At 63.1% G+C, this 18,754-nt stretch carries 18 protein-coding genes; 5 read left to right on the top strand and 13 right to left on the bottom strand.

The genetic code is table 11. The features are described 5' to 3' along the window. The 5 genes from leuS (at position 1) to M2396_RS22260 (ending at position 6,094) form a co-directional block, all read left to right on the top strand. Positions 1-2,607 carry a leucine--tRNA ligase gene (leuS, locus tag M2396_RS22280; protein WP_188036725.1) on the top strand — a complete coding sequence of 869 codons (2,607 nt, stop codon included), beginning with the start codon at positions 1-3 and terminating at the stop codon, positions 2,605-2,607. Positions 2,608-2,668: 61 nt separating this feature from the next. Next, positions 2,669-3,274: an LPS assembly lipoprotein LptE gene (gene lptE / locus M2396_RS22275; RefSeq protein WP_101322255.1), complete on the top strand. Its 606-nt coding sequence runs from the start codon at positions 2,669-2,671 to the stop codon at positions 3,272-3,274. A gap of 39 nt (positions 3,275-3,313) precedes the next feature. Continuing rightward, entirely contained in the window at positions 3,314-4,351 is a 1,038-nt protein-coding gene (holA, locus tag M2396_RS22270; protein WP_101322256.1) for a DNA polymerase III subunit delta, read from the top strand. A gap of 203 nt (positions 4,352-4,554) precedes the next feature. Further along, positions 4,555-4,719 (top strand): alternative ribosome rescue factor ArfA, encoded by a 165-nt coding sequence (gene arfA / locus M2396_RS22265; protein WP_103435107.1) that lies wholly within the window; start codon positions 4,555-4,557, stop codon positions 4,717-4,719. A gap of 61 nt (positions 4,720-4,780) precedes the next feature. After that, positions 4,781-6,094, top strand: a complete 1,314-nt coding sequence (locus tag M2396_RS22260) for a lytic murein transglycosylase (protein ID WP_101322258.1) — start codon at positions 4,781-4,783, stop codon at positions 6,092-6,094. Between the two features lie 138 nt (positions 6,095-6,232). Here the strand turns inward: M2396_RS22260 and M2396_RS22255 are convergent, their stop codons facing one another. The 13 genes from M2396_RS22255 to M2396_RS22195 form a co-directional block, all read right to left on the bottom strand. Continuing rightward, positions 6,233-7,171, bottom strand: coding sequence for an LD-carboxypeptidase (locus M2396_RS22255; RefSeq protein WP_259078810.1), 939 nt, complete (start codon positions 7,169-7,171; stop codon positions 6,233-6,235). Positions 7,172-7,315: 144 nt separating this feature from the next. Then, positions 7,316-8,332 (bottom strand): lipoyl synthase, encoded by a 1,017-nt coding sequence (gene lipA, locus M2396_RS22250; protein ID WP_101322260.1) that lies wholly within the window; start codon positions 8,330-8,332, stop codon positions 7,316-7,318. Between the two features lie 2 nt (positions 8,333-8,334). After that, the gene (gene lipB / locus M2396_RS22245; protein WP_103435110.1) at positions 8,335-8,982 is read right to left on the bottom strand and encodes a lipoyl(octanoyl) transferase LipB; all 648 of its coding nucleotides are present in this window, start codon (positions 8,980-8,982) and stop codon (positions 8,335-8,337) included. Continuing rightward, positions 8,982-9,257 carry a DUF493 domain-containing protein gene (locus tag M2396_RS22240; protein WP_101322262.1) on the bottom strand — a complete coding sequence of 92 codons (276 nt, stop codon included), beginning with the start codon at positions 9,255-9,257 and terminating at the stop codon, positions 8,982-8,984. Before M2396_RS22240 ends, lipB begins: the two co-directional genes overlap by 1 nt. 74 nt (positions 9,258-9,331) lie before the next feature. Continuing rightward, the gene (locus M2396_RS22235) at positions 9,332-10,492 is read right to left on the bottom strand and encodes a D-alanyl-D-alanine carboxypeptidase family protein (RefSeq protein ID WP_101322263.1); all 1,161 of its coding nucleotides are present in this window, start codon (positions 10,490-10,492) and stop codon (positions 9,332-9,334) included. 217 nt (positions 10,493-10,709) lie between these two features. Beyond that, positions 10,710-11,717: a septal ring lytic transglycosylase RlpA family protein gene (locus tag M2396_RS22230; protein ID WP_150573289.1), complete on the bottom strand. Its 1,008-nt coding sequence runs from the start codon at positions 11,715-11,717 to the stop codon at positions 10,710-10,712. Beyond that, the gene (gene mltB / locus M2396_RS22225; protein ID WP_259078808.1) at positions 11,717-12,727 is read right to left on the bottom strand and encodes a lytic murein transglycosylase B; all 1,011 of its coding nucleotides are present in this window, start codon (positions 12,725-12,727) and stop codon (positions 11,717-11,719) included. The genes M2396_RS22230 and mltB overlap by 1 nt, the downstream gene beginning before the upstream one ends. A gap of 17 nt (positions 12,728-12,744) precedes the next feature. Then, complete coding sequence (rodA, locus tag M2396_RS22220) at positions 12,745-13,848, bottom strand: rod shape-determining protein RodA (RefSeq protein WP_178080848.1); 1,104 nt, start codon at positions 13,846-13,848, stop codon at positions 12,745-12,747. Between the two features lie 38 nt (positions 13,849-13,886). After that, entirely contained in the window at positions 13,887-15,776 is a 1,890-nt protein-coding gene (gene mrdA, locus M2396_RS22215) for a penicillin-binding protein 2 (RefSeq protein WP_150570975.1), read from the bottom strand. A 17-nt stretch (positions 15,777-15,793) separates the two neighbouring features. Next, the gene (gene rlmH / locus M2396_RS22210; RefSeq protein WP_101322267.1) at positions 15,794-16,261 is read right to left on the bottom strand and encodes a 23S rRNA (pseudouridine(1915)-N(3))-methyltransferase RlmH; all 468 of its coding nucleotides are present in this window, start codon (positions 16,259-16,261) and stop codon (positions 15,794-15,796) included. A 9-nt stretch (positions 16,262-16,270) separates the two neighbouring features. Then, a complete protein-coding gene (gene rsfS / locus M2396_RS22205; protein ID WP_101322268.1) occupies positions 16,271-16,693 on the bottom strand; it encodes a ribosome silencing factor in 423 nt (140 codons plus the stop codon). A gap of 46 nt (positions 16,694-16,739) precedes the next feature. Next, positions 16,740-17,432, bottom strand: coding sequence for a nicotinate-nucleotide adenylyltransferase (gene nadD, locus M2396_RS22200; RefSeq protein WP_101322269.1), 693 nt, complete (start codon positions 17,430-17,432; stop codon positions 16,740-16,742). Further along, positions 17,401-18,672 carry a glutamate-5-semialdehyde dehydrogenase gene (locus M2396_RS22195; protein WP_259078806.1) on the bottom strand — a complete coding sequence of 424 codons (1,272 nt, stop codon included), beginning with the start codon at positions 18,670-18,672 and terminating at the stop codon, positions 17,401-17,403. The genes nadD and M2396_RS22195 overlap by 32 nt, the downstream gene beginning before the upstream one ends. Positions 18,673-18,754: the final 82 nt, after the last annotated feature.

Raw genomic sequence — 18,754 nt, 5'->3', positions numbered from 1 at the left:
ATGCACGAACAATACACGCCCCGTGACATAGAAGCCGCCGCCCAGAAATCCTGGGACGAGCAACAATCGTTCGCTGTTACCGAACAGCCAGGCAAAGACACTTTCTATTGCCTATCGATGTTCCCGTACCCGAGCGGCAAGCTACACATGGGCCACGTGCGCAACTACACCATTGGTGACGTGATCGCGCGCTACCAGCGCATGCTCGGCAAGAACGTGCTGCAGCCGATGGGCTGGGACGCCTTCGGCATGCCGGCGGAAAACGCCGCGATGAAGAACAACGTCGCCCCGGCCAAGTGGACCTACGAAAACATCGACTACATGAAGACCCAGCTCAAGAGCCTGGGTCTGGCCATCGACTGGTCGCGTGAAGTCACCACCTGCAAGCCGGACTATTACCGCTGGGAACAGTGGCTGTTCACTCGTCTGTTCGAAAAAGGCGTCATCTACCGCAAGAACGGTACGGTCAACTGGGACCCTGTCGATCAGACGGTACTGGCCAACGAACAGGTTATCGACGGCCGTGGCTGGCGTTCGGGCGCGCTGATCGAAAAGCGCGAAATCCCGATGTACTACTTCCGCATCACCGCATACGCAGACGAGCTGCTGGAAAGCCTCGACGAGTTGCCGGGCTGGCCTGAACAGGTCAAGACCATGCAGCGCAACTGGATCGGCAAGTCGCGCGGGATGGAAGTGCAGTTCCCCTATGACCAGGCAAGCATTGGTCATCCCGGCGCACTTAAAGTCTTCACCACCCGCCCCGACACGCTGATGGGCGCGACCTACGTCGCCGTCGCCGCGGAGCACCCGCTGGCTACCCAGGCTGCCCAAGGCAACCCGGCGCTGCAGGCGTTCATCGACGAATGCAAAGGCGGCAGCGTTGCCGAGGCCGACATGGCCACCCAGGAAAAGAAAGGCCTCGCCACGTCGCTGTTTGTCGAGCACCCACTGACCGGTGAGAAACTGCCGGTCTGGGTCGCCAACTATGTGCTGATGCACTACGGCGACGGCGCTGTCATGGCGGTGCCGGCCCACGACGAGCGTGACTTCGAGTTCGCCCAGAAGTACTCGCTGCCGATCAAGGCCGTGGTGCGCACCAGCGCTGGCGACGAAGTCGGCAGCACCTGGGAAGCCGCCTACGGCGAGCACGGCACCCTGATCAACTCCGGCGCCTTTGACGGCCTCGACTTCGCTGGCGCGTTCGACGCCATCGAAGCCGCGCTGATCAGCAAGGAGCTGGGCAAATCGCGCACGCAGTTCCGTCTGCGCGACTGGGGCATCAGCCGCCAGCGCTACTGGGGCTGCCCGATCCCGATCATCCACTGCCCATCGTGCGGCGACGTGCCGGTGCCGGAAGACCAACTGCCAGTCACCCTGCCAGAGAACGTCGTACCCGATGGCGCCGGCTCGCCACTGGCACGCCTGCCTGAGTTCTATGAATGCAGCTGCCCCAAGTGCGGCGCTGCGGCCAAGCGCGAAACCGACACCATGGACACCTTTGTCGAGTCGTCCTGGTACTTCGCCCGTTACGCCTCGCCGAACTACGAAGGTGGCATGGTCGACCCGAAAGCGGCCAACCACTGGCTGCCAGTCGATCAGTACATCGGTGGCATCGAGCACGCCATCCTGCACCTGCTGTATGCGCGCTTCTTCCACAAGCTGATGCGCGATGAAGGCCTGGTCACATCGAACGAGCCGTTCAAGAACCTGCTGACCCAGGGCATGGTTGTTGCCGAAACCTACTACCGCGTAGCCAGCAATGGCGGCAAGGACTGGTTCAACCCGGCTGATGTCGAGCTGGAGCGCGACAGCAAGGCCAAGGTCATCAGTGCTCGCCTCAAGACCGACGGCCTGCCGGTGGAAATCGGCGGCACCGAGAAGATGTCCAAGTCGAAGAACAACGGCGTCGACCCACAGTCGATGATCGACGTCTACGGCGCCGACACCTGCCGCCTGTTCATGATGTTCGCCTCGCCGCCGGACATGAGCTTGGAATGGTCCGATTCCGGCGTTGAAGGCGCAAGCCGCTTCCTGCGTCGCGTCTGGCGCCTGGCCCAGGCCCATGTGAGCCTCGGCTTGCCGGGCAAGCTGGACACTGCGGCACTGGATGACGGGCAAAAGGCGATCCGCCGCGCGATTCACGTGGCGATCAAGCAAGCCAGCAGCGATGTTGGCCTTCACCATAAATTCAACACTGCCATCGCCCAGGTGATGACCGTGATGAACGTACTGGAAAAAGCCCCGACCGCTACCGCCCAGGACCGTGCCCTGCTGCAGGAAGGCCTGGAAGCAGTCACCCTGCTGCTGGCACCGATCACCCCGCACATCAGTCATTCGCTGTGGCAGCACCTGGGCCACAGCGAGGCGGTGATCGACGCCACCTGGCCGAGCGTGGATGAAAGCGCCCTGGTGCAAGACAGCGTGACACTGGTGGTACAGGTCAACGGCAAGCTGCGTGGTCAGGTCGAAATGCCCGCCACTGCCAGCCGCGAAGAAGTCGAAGCTGCGGCGCGCGCCAACGAAAACGTGGTGCGCTTCACCGACGGCCTGACCATTCGCAAGGTCATCGTGGTTCCAGGCAAACTGGTCAACATCGTCGCCAACTGATGGCAACGCTCGCCCGCAGGCACTGCGCGCGAGCGGAATCGGCCCACAAGGGAGCTTCAACATGATCAAACGCAATCTGCTGGTAATGGGCCTGGCCGTCATGCTCAGCGCCTGCGGTTTCCAGCTGCGCGGCACCGGCACTACCGAGCTGACCATCAAGGAACTTGATGTCAGCGCGCGTGACGCCTACGGCCAGACCGTTACCCAACTGCGCCAGGTACTTGAGCGCAGCGGCGTCAGCCTGCGCAGCGGTGCGCCGTATCGCCTGTCGCTCGACAACGAGCAGCAGACCCAGCGCGCAGTCACCTACAGCAGCGGCAGTCGCTCGGCCGAGTACGAACTCACCACCGTGCTCAACTACAGCATCAACGGCCTGAACAACGTGCCGCTGCTAAGCGACAAGCTCGAAGTGCGCAAGATCTACGTGCGTGACGGCGACAACATCACCGGTTCCGACCAGGAAGGCACCCAGACCCGCGACGAGATGCGCCGTGATCTGGTCCAGGCCATGGTCGTACGCCTGCAGATGCTGACCCCAGCTCACCTCGACGAACTGCAGCAGCAGGCGGATCAACGTGCCAAGGCTGAAGCCGAAGCCGCCGCAGCCGCGCAGCGCTATCGTGACGAAACCCCGCAGCAGTCGCCACTGGAAATCCCGGGCACCTAAGCCCGTGCGGGGCACCGCCAGGTGCCCCGACCTCTGCTCATGAAGCTCGCCCCTGCCCAACTCAACAAGCATCTGCAAGGTACTCTTGCGCCTGTCTATATCGTCAGCGGCGATGACCCTCTGCTGTGCCAGGAGGCCGCCGACGCGATTCGCGCCGCCGCCCGCCAGCAGGGTTTTGACGAGCGCCAGGTGTTCAGTGCCGATGCCAACTTCGACTGGGGTACGCTGCTGCAAGCCGGTGCCAGCCTGTCGCTGTTCGCCCAGCGGCGCCTGCTCGAGCTGCGCCTGCCCTCGGGCAAGCCTGGTGACAAGGGCGCGGCGGCGCTGATCGAGTACTGCTCGCGGCCCGCTGAAGACACTTTGCTGTTGATCAGCCTGCCCAAGCTCGACGGCAGTGCGCAGAAAACCAAATGGGGCAAGGCGCTGGTCGAGGGCAGTCAGTGCCAGTTCATCCAGATCTGGCCGATCGATGCGCAGCAGTTGCCACAGTGGATCAATCAGCGCTTGGCCCAGGCCGGGCTGTCCGCCCAGCGAGATGCGGTCGACCTGATTGCGGCGCGGGTCGAGGGCAACCTGCTCGCAGCCGCCCAAGAGATCGAAAAGCTCAAGCTGCTCGCCGAAGGCAACCAGATCACCGTCGAAACCGTGCAGAGCGCGGTGGCAGACAGTGCTCGCTTCGATGTGTTTGGCCTGGTCGATGCCATTCTCAAAGGCGATGCGACCCATGCCCTGCGCATGCTTGAAGGCCTGCGCGGCGAGGGCGTCGAGCCCCCGGTGATTCTCTGGGCGCTGGCCCGCGAGCTGCGCCTGCTGGCGGGAATCGCCTTGCAGTTCAGCCAGGGCATCCCGCTCGACAAAGCCTTCAGCCAGGCGCGTCCGCCGGTATGGGACAAGCGCCGGCCACTGGTCAGCAAGGCCCTGCAACGGCTGTCGGCGCAGCGCTGGGCGCAGTTGCTGCAGGATGCTCAGCGTATCGATGCGCAGATCAAGGGCCAGGCGCCTGGTTCGCCTTGGACGGGGTTGACGCGGTTGGCGCTGTTGATGGCTGGGCAGCGATTGGTATTGCCTTCGGAATAGCTGGGGCCGCTTTGCGCCCCTTCGCGGGTGAACCCGCTCCCACAGGGTTTTGCAGCGCCGCCGTACCTGTGGGAGCGGGTTCACCCGCGAAGGGCCGCAGAGCGGCCCCAACAATCTCGACCATATACACAATCAATTGGCCCCACCCCGCGCCAAGCCCTAAAGTCCGCCCCGCACACCCACCCAAGCCGGGGAACCCCGCCATGAGCAAAAAGCCGCAAAAGCACCGCCCCAACAAAGCCAAGTCGATCATTGCCCAGCCGCTGTTTCGCAGCCGCCAGGAGCAACCAGACAAGGGCAAAGGCAGCTACCGCCGCGAAGCCTTCCAATCGAGAGATTGGGAGGCTTCTTACTTTTTGGCCGCATGAAAGCATCCAGCGCGCAGGCATGATATGGTCGCTACCTGACCTGTAATTCCTGGATCTGTGCATGTCCCTCAGTCTGTTCCCACGTTGGCAACCACGCCAGCTGATCGCGGCCTCCAGCCTTATCCTGCTGGTCGCCTGTGCGGAAAAACCTACCGCCGCCGACGCCGTACCACTGGCCCCTGCCCAGCCCGCACCGGTGGTTACCCTGCCCACCAGCAACGCCGACATCAACGCTGAAATCCAGCCAGTGCAGAGCTTTGCCCAGTGGCAGGCCGGTTTCCGTCAACAAGCGTTGCAGGCCGGTATTGATGCCGGGCTGTTCGACCGCGTGTTTGCCGGTGTCACGCCGGACATGGACGTGATCAAGGCCGATCGCAGCCAGCCCGAGTTCAGCCGCCCGGTGTGGGAATACCTCGACGGCGCGCTGTCGCCGCTGCGGGTGCGCAACGGCAAGAAGCTGCTGGAACAGAACGCCGAGCTGCTCACGCGCCTGGAACAACGCTATGGCGTGGACCGCCAGGTGCTGGTGTCGGTGTGGGGCATGGAGAGCAACTTCGGCCAGTTCCAGGGCAGCAAATCGGTAATCCGCTCGCTGGCGACCTTGGCCTATGAGGGCCGCCGCCCACAGTTTGCCCAGGACCAGCTGATCGCGGCGTTGCAGATCCTGCAGAACGGCGACATTCAGCCTGAGGCCATGCGTGGCTCGTGGGCCGGGGCGATGGGCCAGACCCAGTTCATCCCGACCACCTACAACACCCATGCCGTCGACTTCGACGGCGACGGCCGCCGCGACATCTGGAACAGCACAGCCGATGCCCTCGCATCGACCGCGCATTACCTGCAAAGCTCGGGCTGGAAGCGTGGCCAACCGTGGGGCTTCGAAGTCCAGGTGCCGGCCGATTTCGACTTCTGGATCGCCGATGGCGCCCAGCGCAAGACCGTCAGTGAATGGCTGCAACTGGGCGTCAAGCTGCCCAATGGCACCCAGCTGCCAGCGGGCAGCAATCAACTCTCGGCGGCGCTGCTGCTGCCGGCCGGCGCACGTGGCCCGGCGTTCCTGGTGCTGGACAACTTCCGCGCCATTCTCAAGTACAACAACTCGTCGTCCTACGCGCTGGCGGTAAGCCTGCTGGGCGATCGTTTCTCCGGTTGGGGCTTCATTGCCGGCAGCTGGCCCAAGGATGACTTGCCATTGAGCCGCAGCGAGCGCATCGAGCTGCAGAACCTGCTCAATGCGCGCGGCTATGACGCGGGCAATGCCGACGGCATCATCGGCGCCAATACCCGCAAGGCCATTCGTACAGCTCAGCAGGCGCAGAACATGCCCGCTGACGGCTACCCGACGCACAAGCTGCTCGAGAGTTTGCGTCAGTAGTGAGATTGCCGGGGGCTGCTTCGCAGCCCTTTCGCGACACAAGGCCGCTCCTACAGGGACCGCGTAAAATTGACGTGCGCGGCCAACTGTAGGAGCGGCCTTGTGTCGCGATAGGGGCGCAAAGCGCCCCCGGCAATCTCAAGCCCTGAACAAATCCTGCTGCAGCACCAGTGTCTGCATGTCGCTGTCGAGCCGCACCTGAGCGCCCAGCGGCAGGCACAGGTTCGGATCGCAATGGCCACTGCGCCAACCGGCCAGTACCGGCACCCCCAGCGGCGCAAAAATGTCCTGCAACAGCGGGGTCATGGCGGCTACGGTAATCCCGGCGAAATCCCCCACCAACACCCCACGCACGCCCCGCAGCTTGCCTGCCAGGCGCAATTGCGTGAGCAGTCGGTCAACCCGGTACAACGGCTCGTTGACGTCTTCGATAAACAGAATGGCGCCGTCGGTGTCGATCTCCCCAAGCGTACTCAGCGTCGCGCCGAGCATCGACAGATTGCCGCCCAGCAGGCGCCCGCTGGCAACGCCTGGCAGCACTGTGGTCAAGGGATATGCATGGGGATGGACGAGTGCATCGCCCTGCCCCACTTCACCGCGCAATTGCCGCAGCAGCGAGCTGACTGTCGGTTCAAGCTTGCCGCCCAGCAGGTCGGCGTTGAGCATGCCACCGTGAAAACTGACCAACCCGCAGTAGCGGTTGATCGCGGTGTGTAGCGCGGTGATGTCGCTGTAGCCAATCAAGGCTTTGGGGTTGCGGGCAATCAGCTCGAAATCGATCTGGTCGAGCAGGCGCATGCTGCCGTAGCCGCCGCGCATGCACAGAATGGCGTGCACCTGCGGATCGGCGAATGCAGCATGCAGGTCATCCAGCCTTTGCTGGTCAGTACCGGCCAGATAACCCTGGCTGCCGCTCACGCTGGGATATAGCCGGCACCGATAGCCACGCTCGTTGAACCACTGCTGGGCCTTGTCGGCATCCAGCCGCGCCGGCCCTGCGGGAGCAATCACCGCAAAACAGGCATTCGCTGCCAGCTTTCGCGGCAATAGTGAACCTAGGTGTTCAGCACAGTCCATCCAGCAACTCCTTGAAAGCATTTGCAGATCAATGGGCAGCAACAATGGGCCAGCCCGAGATCGTTGCCCACAGGGTACAGATCCCCCAACAAAAATGCCGATGGCACCTCCCGGCGCGCATCGGCATTGGCCCAGCGGATCAGCTTACAGCTTGATCTTGGCTTCGTGCGCCTGCTGGTCAGCGTGGTACGAGGAACGCACCAGCGGCCCGGAGGCGACGTTCTTGAAGCCCATCTTGTGGCCTTCTTCAGCGAACCAGGCAAAGGTGTCCGGGTGCACGAAGCGCTGCACCGGCAAGTGGCTGCGCGATGGCTGCAGGTACTGGCCGAGGGTCAGCATGTCGATGTCATGCTCGCGCATGCGCTGCATCACTTCGATCACTTCTTCGTCGGTTTCGCCCAGGCCGAGCATCAGGCCAGACTTGGTGGGTACGTGCGGCACCAGTTGCTTGAACTTCTGCAGCAGGTCCAGCGACCAGTCGTAGTCCGAACCCGGACGCGCGGCCTTGTACAGGCGCGGTACCGTTTCCAGGTTGTGGTTGAACACATCTGGCGGCTCTTGAGCGGTGATCGCCAGGGCCACGTCCATGCGCCCGCGGTAGTCCGGCACCAGGGTCTCGAGCTGCACGCCCGGGGACAGCTTGCGGATCTCGCGAATGCAGTCGGCGAAGTGCTGGGCACCGCCGTCACGCAGGTCGTCGCGGTCTACCGAGGTGATCACCACGTACTTCAGACGCAGGTCGGCGATGGCCACGGCAAGGTTCATCGGCTCGTCGGCATCCAGTGCTTTCGGCCGGCCATGGCCAACGTCGCAGAACGGGCAACGACGGGTGCAGATGTCACCCATGATCATGAAGGTGGCGGTACCACCCGAGAAGCACTCACCCAGGTTCGGGCACGAGGCTTCTTCGCAGACGCTGTGCAGCTTGTGCTTGCGCAGCAGTTGCTTGATACGGTCGACTTCCGGCGAAACCGGGATGCGCACGCGGATCCAGTCAGGCTTCTTCGGCAGCTCGTCGGTAGGGATGATCTTTACCGGGATGCGCGCGACCTTGTCGGCGCCACGCAGCTTGACCCCGGCTTCGACCTTCTTCGGCGCCGGGCGCGGGGTCACGTCATGGGTGGTGATCAGGTTCGGCACGGCTTCTTGCACAGTTGTCATATTCAGTCGATTCCGCCCGTAAGGGTCGTCTGCTCAGCATAGTCGAGGTGCTTGACCAGCTGTCCACGCAGCCTTGTCCTGACCTCGGTGAGTTCGATCGGACCTGCCAGATCACGCAGCTGGGTCATCGCCAGCCCCGCATAGCCGCAGGGATTGATTCGGCGGAATGGCGCAAGGTCCATGTCCACGTTCAGAGCAAGGCCGTGAAAGGTACGGCCGTTGCGGATTCGCAAGCCGAGCGAGGCGATCTTGGCCCCGTCAACATAGACTCCGGGCGCATCGGCCTTGGCCGCCGCCACAACGTCATAACTGGCCAGCAGATCGATCAGGCTGTTTTCGATCCGGGTAACCAGTTCACGCACGCCAAAACCAAGCCGGCGCACATCAAGCAACAGGTAAGCCACCAACTGCCCGGGGCCATGGTAGGTCACCTGGCCACCGCGGTCGCTCTGCACCACCGGGATATCACCCGGCACCAGCAGGTGCTCGGCCTTGCCAGCCTGGCCCTGGGTGAACACCGGCGGGTGCTCGACCAGCCAGACTTCGTCCAGGCTGTCGGCACCACGCTGCTCGGTAAAACGCCGCATGGCCTCCAGCACCGGTTCATAGGGCTGCAGGCCAAGCTCGCGGATACCGAGGCTGGCCGGCATCAGAGCACCATTTTCACAATGCCGGTAGCACGCAGGGCGCTGTTGATGTCGTGCAACTGGTCTTCGCTGGTCGCCACGATGTGCAATTGCACGGTGGTGTACTTGCCTTCCTTGCTCTGGCGCTCGGCCAGGGTCGACATGTCGACCTCAGCGTGTTTCTTCAAAATCTCGATGACCGTGTTCTTGAAATTGACCACGGTATCGCCGATCACCTTGATTGGGTAATCAGCGCAGGGGAATTCGATCTTGTGCGACTTGACGTCAGCTTCGCTCATGCGGAAACGGCCTCGTAAGCCGTGGCAACAACAACGCTCCCGCCGGATTGGCGGGAGCGTGGCAGGTCACGTTATCAGTTGAACAACCCGTAGAAGAATAGACGAATGCTATCCCACATACGGCGCAAGATACCACCTTCCTCAACGCCGTCGAGGGCGATCAGGTCGGCGCTGTGAACCACTTTCTCGTCAAGTTTGACTTCGACTTTACCGATCACGTCACCTTTGGCGATGGGCGCGGTCAGCTGTGGGTTCATGGTCATCGAGGCGGCCAGGCGCTTCAATTGGCCTTTAGGCATGGTCATGGTCAGGTCGTTGGCCAGACCGGCCTTGACCTGGTTGGTCGCGCCTTTCCATACCGGCGCCTGAGTCAGTTCGGTGCCCTTCTGGTAGAAGGTCTGGGTTTCGAAGAAGCGGAAGCCATAGGTCAGCAGCTTTTGCGTTTCGGCGGCACGCGATTGCTCGCTGTTGGTACCGAACACCACGGCGATCAGGCGCTGGCCATCACGTACGGCGGAGGCGACCATGCAGTAGCCGGCTTCGTCGGTGTGGCCGGTTTTCAGGCCATCGACCGTCTTGTCACGCCACAGCAGCAGGTTGCGGTTGGGCTGCTTGATGTTGTTCCAGAAGAACTCTTTCTGCGAGTAGATCGCATAGTGAGCCGGGTCTTCGTTGATGATCGCGCGAGCCAGCAGGGCCATGTCGTGGGCCGACGAGTAATGCTCGGGGTGCGGCAGACCGGTCGGGTTCATGAAGTGGCTGTTGCTCATGCCCAGATCGGCAGCAGTCTTGTTCATCATGTCGGCGAAGGCATCTTCGCTGCCGGCGATGTGTTCGGACAGAGCGACCGAGGCATCGTTGCCCGACTGGATGATGATGCCGTGCAGCAGGTCGCTAACGGTAACCTGGCTGCCTACCTTGATGAACATCCGCGAACCGCCGGTACGCCAGGCGTTTTCACTGACGGTAACCGGGTCGTTCTCGCCGATCTGGCCCCGACGAATGTCGAGGGTGGCGATGTAGGCGGTCATCAGCTTGGTCAGGCTGGCTGGCGGCAGGCGCTCGTCACCGTTGTTTTCGACCAGCACGTTGCCGCTGGACGCGTCCATGAGTACGTAGGACTTGGCTGCCAGCTGTGGTGGGGCTGGCATCATCTGCTCTGCTGCAAAGGCAGCAGGGGTGATCATCAGCAGGACAGGCAGGCAAAGTCGTTTGGCAAGGTTGGTGATGTTCATCCGTCTCTCGAAAATCGCTAATGGTCTGATGTTCCGTGGGCTCGAAGCCCAACGCCCAGTCAGTCTAGTTATGTGAGCTGCGTGGCAGCCCAGGAGCCTGGCGCGGGGCCTGGCGGGGCAAAAACGGCCATTGTACATGGCCGCGCCGGGCAATTCATGACAAAACGGACAGCCCGGCGCCCACTTCAGGCCGCAGCAGGCGCCGTGAGTTCCGCGTTCAGTCGGTGACCAGCTTGGCCTGGCCGAGATTGGCCAGGCGCACGCTGTCTTGAGTCTGCTGCACTTCACCCTGGCTGCTCATCGGCCCCAGGCGCACGCGGTGCAGGGTCTGCTGGTTACGCACGATCGAGCTGATGAACACCGGTGCGCTGACCATGGTGCTCAGTTTCGAGCGCAGCAGCTCGGCGGCATCCGGGTTGGCGAAGGCGCCGACCTGGAGGAACATGCCGCCGGTGTTACTCGGCACGCTGTTGCTGGCGATCTGCACCGGCACCACGGCAGCGGCATGCTGCTGCGCTGGCGGTGTCCACTGCTCGACCTTGCCGGTGCTGGCGGGCAGCGGCTGCGTCTGCGCGACCTGCGGCTCTTTCAGCACCAACGGCGCCTGCTGGCCGCGCTGGGCCCACCACTGCTGCGGGTCGATGCCTTCAACGCGCACCCGCGCGGTGCCGGTTTCGGCGTAACCGAGCTTCTTGGCGGCGGCGTACGACAGGTCGATGATCCGGTCAGAATAGAACGGGCCGCGGTCGTTGACCCGCAGGATCACGCTGCGCTGGTTGTCGAGGTTGGTCACCTTGACGTAGGCCGGCAACGGCAGGGTCTTGTGCGCCGCGCTCATGCCGTACAGGTCATAGACCTCGCCGTTGGCGGTGTTCTGACCGTGGAACTTGGTGCCGTACCACGATGCAGTACCCTCGGCGCGGTAGTTGCGCGATTCCTGGATCGGGTAATAAGTCTTGCCCAGCACCGTGTACGGGTTGGCCTTGTAGTTGCCGGTGTGCACGGTCGGGGTGGCGTCGGGGATCTTGTTGACGTCGACATCCCACCATGGCGCGCCGTCTTTATGCGCGCGGTTGATATCCAGGCCCGGCTGCGAGCGGATGACGTTGCCACCCGCACCGCTGCTCTTGGGTGCAGGCCGGCTCGATGAGCAACTGACCAGGACCGCACTGATGGCGATGCAGGTCAGCAGTTTGAAGGAATGAGTAGTAAACAATCCGCGCATTACTTGACGCCCCGTGCAATGACCAGCTGTTGCGAAAGCTGATGCACGGCCATGGCGTACATCACACTGCGGTTGTAACGCGTGATCGCATAAAAGTTCTTCTGGCCCATCCAGTATTCAGGGCCGTTGTCGCCTTCCAGTTTGAAGGCGGTGACCGGCAGATCATCGCGCAGCGCATCATTGCTCGACCAGCCCAATGCGCGCAATTCGGCGACGGTCTTGACCGGCTCGATGCCGCTGGTCAGGCCTTCGTCGGCACGCTCGCCGCGCACCTGGGCGCGGCTGACCACGCCTTCCCCGGCAACCCAGCCGTGGCGCTTGAAGTAGCTGGCGACACTGCCGATGGCGTCATCCGGGTTGTTCCAGATATTGATATGGCCGTCACCGTCGAAGTCCACTGCGTAGGCGCGAAAGCTGCTCGGCATGAATTGCGGCAGGCCCATGGCGCCGGCGTACGAGCCTTTCAGGGTCAGCGGGTCGAGCTGCTCTTCACGGGCCAGCAGCAGGTACTCGCGCAGCTCCTTGCGGAAGAATTCAGCCCGCGGCGGGTAGTCGAAACCCAGCGTCGACAGGGCATCGATCACCCGGTAGTTGCCGGTGTTGCGACCAAAGAAGGTTTCCACGCCAATGATCGCCACGATCACCTGGGCCGGCACACCGTATTCCTGCTCGGCACGCGCCAGGGTTGCCTCGTGCTGGCGCCAGAAGTCGACACCACGGGCGATGCGCGCATCGGTGAGGAACATCGGCCGGTATTCTTTCCACGGCTTGACCCGCTCCGCCGGACGCGAAATAGCGTCAAGAATCGACTGCTTGCGCTGCACCTCGCGGAACACGCCCATCAGCTGTTCGCCGGCAAAGCCGTGGTCGCGGGTCATTTCGCCGACAAACTCGGCCACCTGCGGCGAGCCGTCGTAGTCGCCGGCACTGACCTGCTGGACTGCGCCGAGCAGGCCCATTGCGCCGATCCACGGCGCCCAACGGGCCGCCCAGCTACGCACTGCTTGCATGAAATTGTTCACCTTATTCAAACTTGCGCGATCCATTTGCGGTGGGTGTGGATCGACATCAGAACGCCAAACGCTGACAGCAGCGTCACCAACGAAGTTCCGCCATAGCTAATGAAGGGCAGCGGCACCCCCACCACCGGGAGCAAGCCACTGACCATACCAATATTGACGAACACATAAACAAAGAAGGTCATCGTCAGGCTGCCCGCGAGCAGCTTGCCGAACAGGGTCTGCGCCTGTGCGGTGATGACCAGGCCGCGGCCGATCAGCAGCAGATAAACGATCAGCAGCATGCAGATGCCGACCAGGCCGAATTCCTCGCCGAGCACGGCGATGATGAAGTCGGTGTGGCTCTCCGGCAAAAAGTCCAGGTGCGACTGCGTACCGAGCAACCAGCCCTTGCCGAATACTCCGCCGGAGCCGATCGCGGCCTTGGACTGGATGATGTTCCAGCCAGTGCCGAGCGGGTCGCTCTCAGGATCGAGGAAGGTCAGCACGCGCTGCTTCTGGTAGTCGTGCATGACAAAGAACCACATCGCCACCGCCACCGGCACTGCCGCGGCGATCACACTGATGATCCAGCGCCAGCGCAGGCCACCCATGAACAGCACGAACGCGCCGGAAGCCAGGATCAGCAGCGCAGTACCCAGGTCCGGCTGGCGCACGATAAGAATGAACGGCACGCCGATCAGCACCAGGCTGATCGCCACATGCTTGAGATCAGGCGGCAAGGTGCGCTTGGACAGGTACCAGGCCAGGGTTGCCGGCATGATGATCTTCATGAATTCCGAAGGCTGGAAGCGGATCACTCCGGGGATGTTGATCCAGCGCGTGGCGCCCATGGCGTTGTGACCCATGACGTCGACCACCACCAGCAGCAGCACCCCGGTCAGGTACGCCAGCGGCACCCAGCGGGCCATGAAGCGTGGCTCGAGCTGGGCAATGATGAACATCGAGACCAGGCCGATGCCGAACGAGGTCGCCTGCTTGCTCAGCAGGTCCCAGTTCTTGCCGCTGGCCGAATACAGCACGAACAGGCTGCCGGCGGCGAGGGTCAGCAAAATGATCAGCAGCGGGCCGTCGATGTGGATGCGCTGAAGAAAGCTCGCGCGCCGACGCATGACGTCTTCGCTGGAGAGCATGCGATCAAAGTTGTTAATCACTGGGCCTTTTCCTGAGCGACTGTGGCGGGAGCGAACTCGGTTTTCAACTGGCCGTTGGCGTCGAGCAGCCAGGCGTCCATGATCTGGCGCATCACCGGCGCCGCCACGCGGCCACCAGCCTCGCCGTTCTCGATCATCACCGAGACGACGATCTTCGGATCGTCAGCCGGGGCGAAACCGACGAACAGGGCGTGGTCACGGTGACGCTCCTGGACTTTGTTGCGGTCATACTTCTCGCCCTGCTTGATCGCCACCACCTGAGCAGTACCGCTCTTGCCAGCGATGCGGTACTGCGCGCCGGTGGCAGCCGCGCGGGCGGTGCCGCGGGCGTTGTGCATCACCTGCTCCATGCCGTGGGTGACCTTGGCCCAATCGGACGGGTCACGCAGGACGATGTCCTCGATCGGGTTTTCGTCGACCGGCGGCTGGCCCTCGATGGTCTTGGCCAGGTGCGGGCGGAACCACTTGCCCTTGCTGGCGATCAGCGCGGTAGCCTGGGCCATCTGCAACGGCGTGGTCTGCATGTAGCCCTGGCCGATGCCGAGGATCAGCGTTTCGCCCGGGAACCACGCCTGGCGGCGGGTGGCGCGCTTCCACTCACGGGTCGGCATCAACCCGGAGGATTCCTCGAACATGTCCAGCGACACGCGCTGGCCGAGGCCGAACTTGTTCATGTAGGTCGACAGGCGATCGATGCCCATCTTGTGCGCAAGATCGTAGAAGTAGGTGTCATTGGAACGCATGATCGCCAGGTCAAGATCAACCCAGCCGTCACCGCTGCGGTTCCAGTTACGGTATTTGTGGTCGTAGTTGGGCAACTGGTAATAGCCCGGGTCGAACACCCGGCTGCCGGCTGTCACTACACCGCTGTCGAGGCCGGCGATGGCCACTGCGGGCTTGATCGTCGAACCGGGTGGATACAGCCCGCGCAGGACCCGGTTGAACAGCGGCCGGTCGATCGAATCGCGCAGGTCAGCATAGGCCTGAAAGCCAATGCCGGTGACGAACAGGTTGGGGTCGAAGCTTGGCTGGCTGACCATCGCCAGTACTTCACCCGAGCGTGGATCAAGCGCCACGATAGCGCCACGCCGACCACCCAGAGCCAGCTCGGCGGCTTCCTGCAGTTTGATGTCCAGGCCCAGCACGATGTCCTTGCCGGGGATCGGGTCGGTGCGCTTGAGCACGCGCAGCACGCGGCCGCGGGCGTTGGTCTCGACCTCCTCGTAACCGACCTGACCGTGCAGGGCATCTTCATAGAAGCGCTCGACGCCGGTCTTGCCGATATGGTGGGTGCCGCTGTAGTTGACCGGATCAAGGGTCTTCAGCTCTTTCTCGTTGATCCGCCCGACATAACCGACCGAGTGGGCAAAGTGCGCACCTTGCGGGTAATGCCTGACCAACTGCGCAGCCACTTCCACGCCCGGCAACCGGAACTGGTTGACGGCGATCCGGGCGATCTGGTCTTCGCTGAGCTCGAACAGGATCGGCACGGGCTCGAATGGCCGCCGACCCTGCTTCATGCGCTTCTCGAACAGGGCACGGTCGTCCGCTGTGAGCCCCAGCACCTCGACGATGGCGTCCAGCACCTCTGGCCATTTGCCGGCGCGTTCGCGGGTCATGGTCAGGCTGAAGCTGGGCCGGTTGTCGGCGATGATCACCCCGTTGCGGTCGAAGATCAGCCCGCGGGTTGGCGGGATCGGCTGCACATGCACCCGGTTGTTCTCCGACAGCGTCGAGTGATAGTCGTACTGGATGATCTGCAGGTAGTACAGCCGAGCAATCAGCACGCACACCAACAACATGATCGCCACAGCGCCGACCACGACGCGGTTGCGCACCAGACGGGCGTCTTTCTCGTGGTCTTTGAGGCGGATCGGCTGCGACATCGGGCGGGCTTACAGGCTCATTTGTGGTAGGGATGCCCGGACAACACGGTCCAGGCGCGGTAGATCTGTTCGCCGATCAGTATCCTTACCAACGGGTGCGGCAAGGTCAGCGGCGACAGCGACCAGCGCTGTTCGCTGCGCGCGCACACCTCAGGCGCCAGGCCTTCGGGCCCACCCACCATCAAATTCACCGTCCGCGCATCCAGGCGCCAGCGATCCAGCTCGACCGCCAACTGCTCGGTGCTCCACGGCTTGCCGTGGACTTCGAGGGTGACGATGCGTTCGCCGGGCTGAACCTTGGCCAGCATGGCCTCCCCCTCCTGACGAATCAGGCGAGCCACGTCGGCGTTCTTGCCCCGGGTGTTCAGCGGGATTTCCACCAGCTCGAGCGGCAACTCAGCAGGGAGGCGCTTGGCATATTCATGCCAGCCTTCCTCGACCCACTTGGGCATGCGCGAGCCGACCGCGATCAATCGCAGACGCACGGCGCTTCCTTATTGCTTGTTGAGCTTGTCGAAGTACTCGTTGGCGCCGTTCTCGGAGCTGTGGTGCTTGCCATCGGCAGCACGGCTCTGCTCGGCACCCATCCACAGGCGCTCGAGGTCGTAGAACTGACGCGCAGCGGCGGTCATCATGTGCACGATGACGTCGTTCAGGTCGAGCAGCACCCAATCGCTTTCGCCTTTGCCTTCTTCACCCAGCGGCATGACGCCCTTGGCTTTGACCAGCTCGCGAACCTTGTCCAGCATCGCGTTGATCTGGCGATTGGAGGTACCGGTAGCGATGATCATGTAGTCGGTCAGGCTGTGCTTGTCACGCACGTCGATCACCTGGATATCCAGGGCCTTGACCTCTCCCAGCGCTTCCTTGGCCACTTCGACCAGTTCTTCGGCAGTGATGTCGTTTTGCTTCTTCATAGTTACTCGTTCAACTCGTTTTGAATGAGGCGCCCCAACGGCGCCCTCAGTTGGACCCACGATATAGATCGTGCGCCTCTATGTAGGCCAGTACTGCATCCGGCACCAGAAACCGTACCGACTTGCCGCTGGCCAGCAGCTGTCGGATTTGCGTGGCCGACACCGCAAGCGGGGTCTGCCAGACGAACGAAATGTGACCCGCCGGGCCGGACATGGCAGTGGGATCGCTTTGCGAGCGCGCAGCCAGCAGGTTGCGCAGCTCGTCTGGTGGTTCGACATCCGCATCCGGGCGTTGCAGCACCAGGATGTGGCAATGTTGGAGCAATTCTTCCCAGCGGTGCCAGCCCGGCAGGCCGCAGAACGCGTCCCAGCCCAGGACCAGAAACAACTGGTCATCGCCGCCCAGCTCGGCCCGGATCGATTCCAGGCTGTCGATGGTATACGACGGTTTGTCACGGCCCAGCTCGCGCGCATCAACGCTCAGGCAGTCAACCCCGCTGACCGCGCTCTGCACCATCGCCAGGCGCGCCTGAGCGTCTACCTGTGGCGTGTCGCGGTGCGGCGGGCGGGCGTTGGGCAGCAGGCGCAGCTCGTCCAGGCCCATCAGCTCGGTCACTTCCAGCGCACTGCGCAGGTGGCCGATATGAACCGGGTCGAAGGTACCGCCGAAAATGCCGACGCGCCGCACTGCAGGGGCCTGATTCAACTCAGCTCGGCTCCTGGCCGCGCAGCTGGCCATCGCCAATCACTACGTATTTTTCGCAGGTCAGGCCTTCGAGGCCGACCGGACCACGCGCATGCAGCTTGTCGGTGGAAATACCGATCTCGGCACCCAGGCCATACTCGAAGCCGTCGGCAAAGCAGGTCGGGGTGTTGAGCATGACCGACGCCGAGTCGACCTCGGCGATGAAGCGCCGGGCCTGACCCTGGTGTTCGGTAATGATCGAGTCGGTGTGGTGCGAGCCGTAGTGATTGATGTGCTCGATGGCCTGCTCGAGGCCGTCGACCACGCGAATCGACAGGATCGCGTCGAGGTATTCGGCGTGCCAGTCGTCTTCGCTGGCAGGTGCTGCCTGGATGATCGCCCGGGCGCGCTCGCAGCCGCGCAGCTCGACGCCGTGTTCCTGGAAGCGCCGGGCCATTTCCGGCAGGAAGTCTGCAGCAATGGCCTGGTCGACCAGCAAGGTCTCCATGGCGCCGCAGATACCGTAGCGGTAAGTCTTGGCGTTGAAAGCAACGCGCCAGCCCTTGTCGAGGTCGGCGTGCGCGTCGATGTACACATGGCAGATGCCATCGAGGTGCTTGATCACCGGTACGCGGGCATCGCGGCTGATCCGCTCGATCAGGCCACGGCCGCCACGCGGGACGATTACGTCGACGTACTCGGGCATGCTGATCAGTGCACCGACCGCTTCACGGTCGGTAGTTTCCACAACCTGCACCACTGCCGCTGGCAAACCTGCGGCAGCCAGGCCGCGCTGGATGCAGGTGGCAATCGCGCGATTGGAATGAATCGCCTCGGAGCCGCCACGCAGAATGGTCGCGTTACCCGACTTCAGGCACAGGCTGGCAGCATCGATGGTCACGTTCGGCCGCGACTCGTAGATGATCCCGATCACGCCCAGCGGCACGCGCATCTTGCCGACCTGAATGCCCGACGGGCGGTAGCTCATGTCACGCACGGCGCCGACTGGATCGGGCAGGCTGGCCACCTGGCGCAGGCCGGTGATCATGCCGTCGATACGAGCAGGAGTCAGCGCCAAACGATCGAGCAGCGCCGCTTCCAGACCATTGCTGCGGCCATTGGCGAGGTCCTGCTCATTGGCGGCAGTGAGCTCGGCGCGGGCGGCGTCCAGCGCATCGGCAGCAGCCTGCAAGGCACGGTTCTTCTGTGCGGTGCTGGCGCGGGCGATCACGCGCGAGGCCTGGCGGGCAGCGCGACCCAGGCGGGTCATGTAGTCAAGAACGGACTCAGTCATGGGCTCGGTGTCTTGGCGAAAGGGGAAATCGGCTGATTATAACTGGCGGGCACCAGTACGCCCAGCGGCGGGTGGCGGATGG

The organism is Pseudomonas sp. BIGb0278, from assembly GCF_024809895.1.
Classification (GTDB): domain Bacteria; phylum Pseudomonadota; class Gammaproteobacteria; order Pseudomonadales; family Pseudomonadaceae; genus Aquipseudomonas; species Aquipseudomonas shirazensis.
The sequence above is the reverse complement of the archived record's forward strand: the minus strand, read 5'-3'. Positions and strand labels throughout refer to the sequence as shown.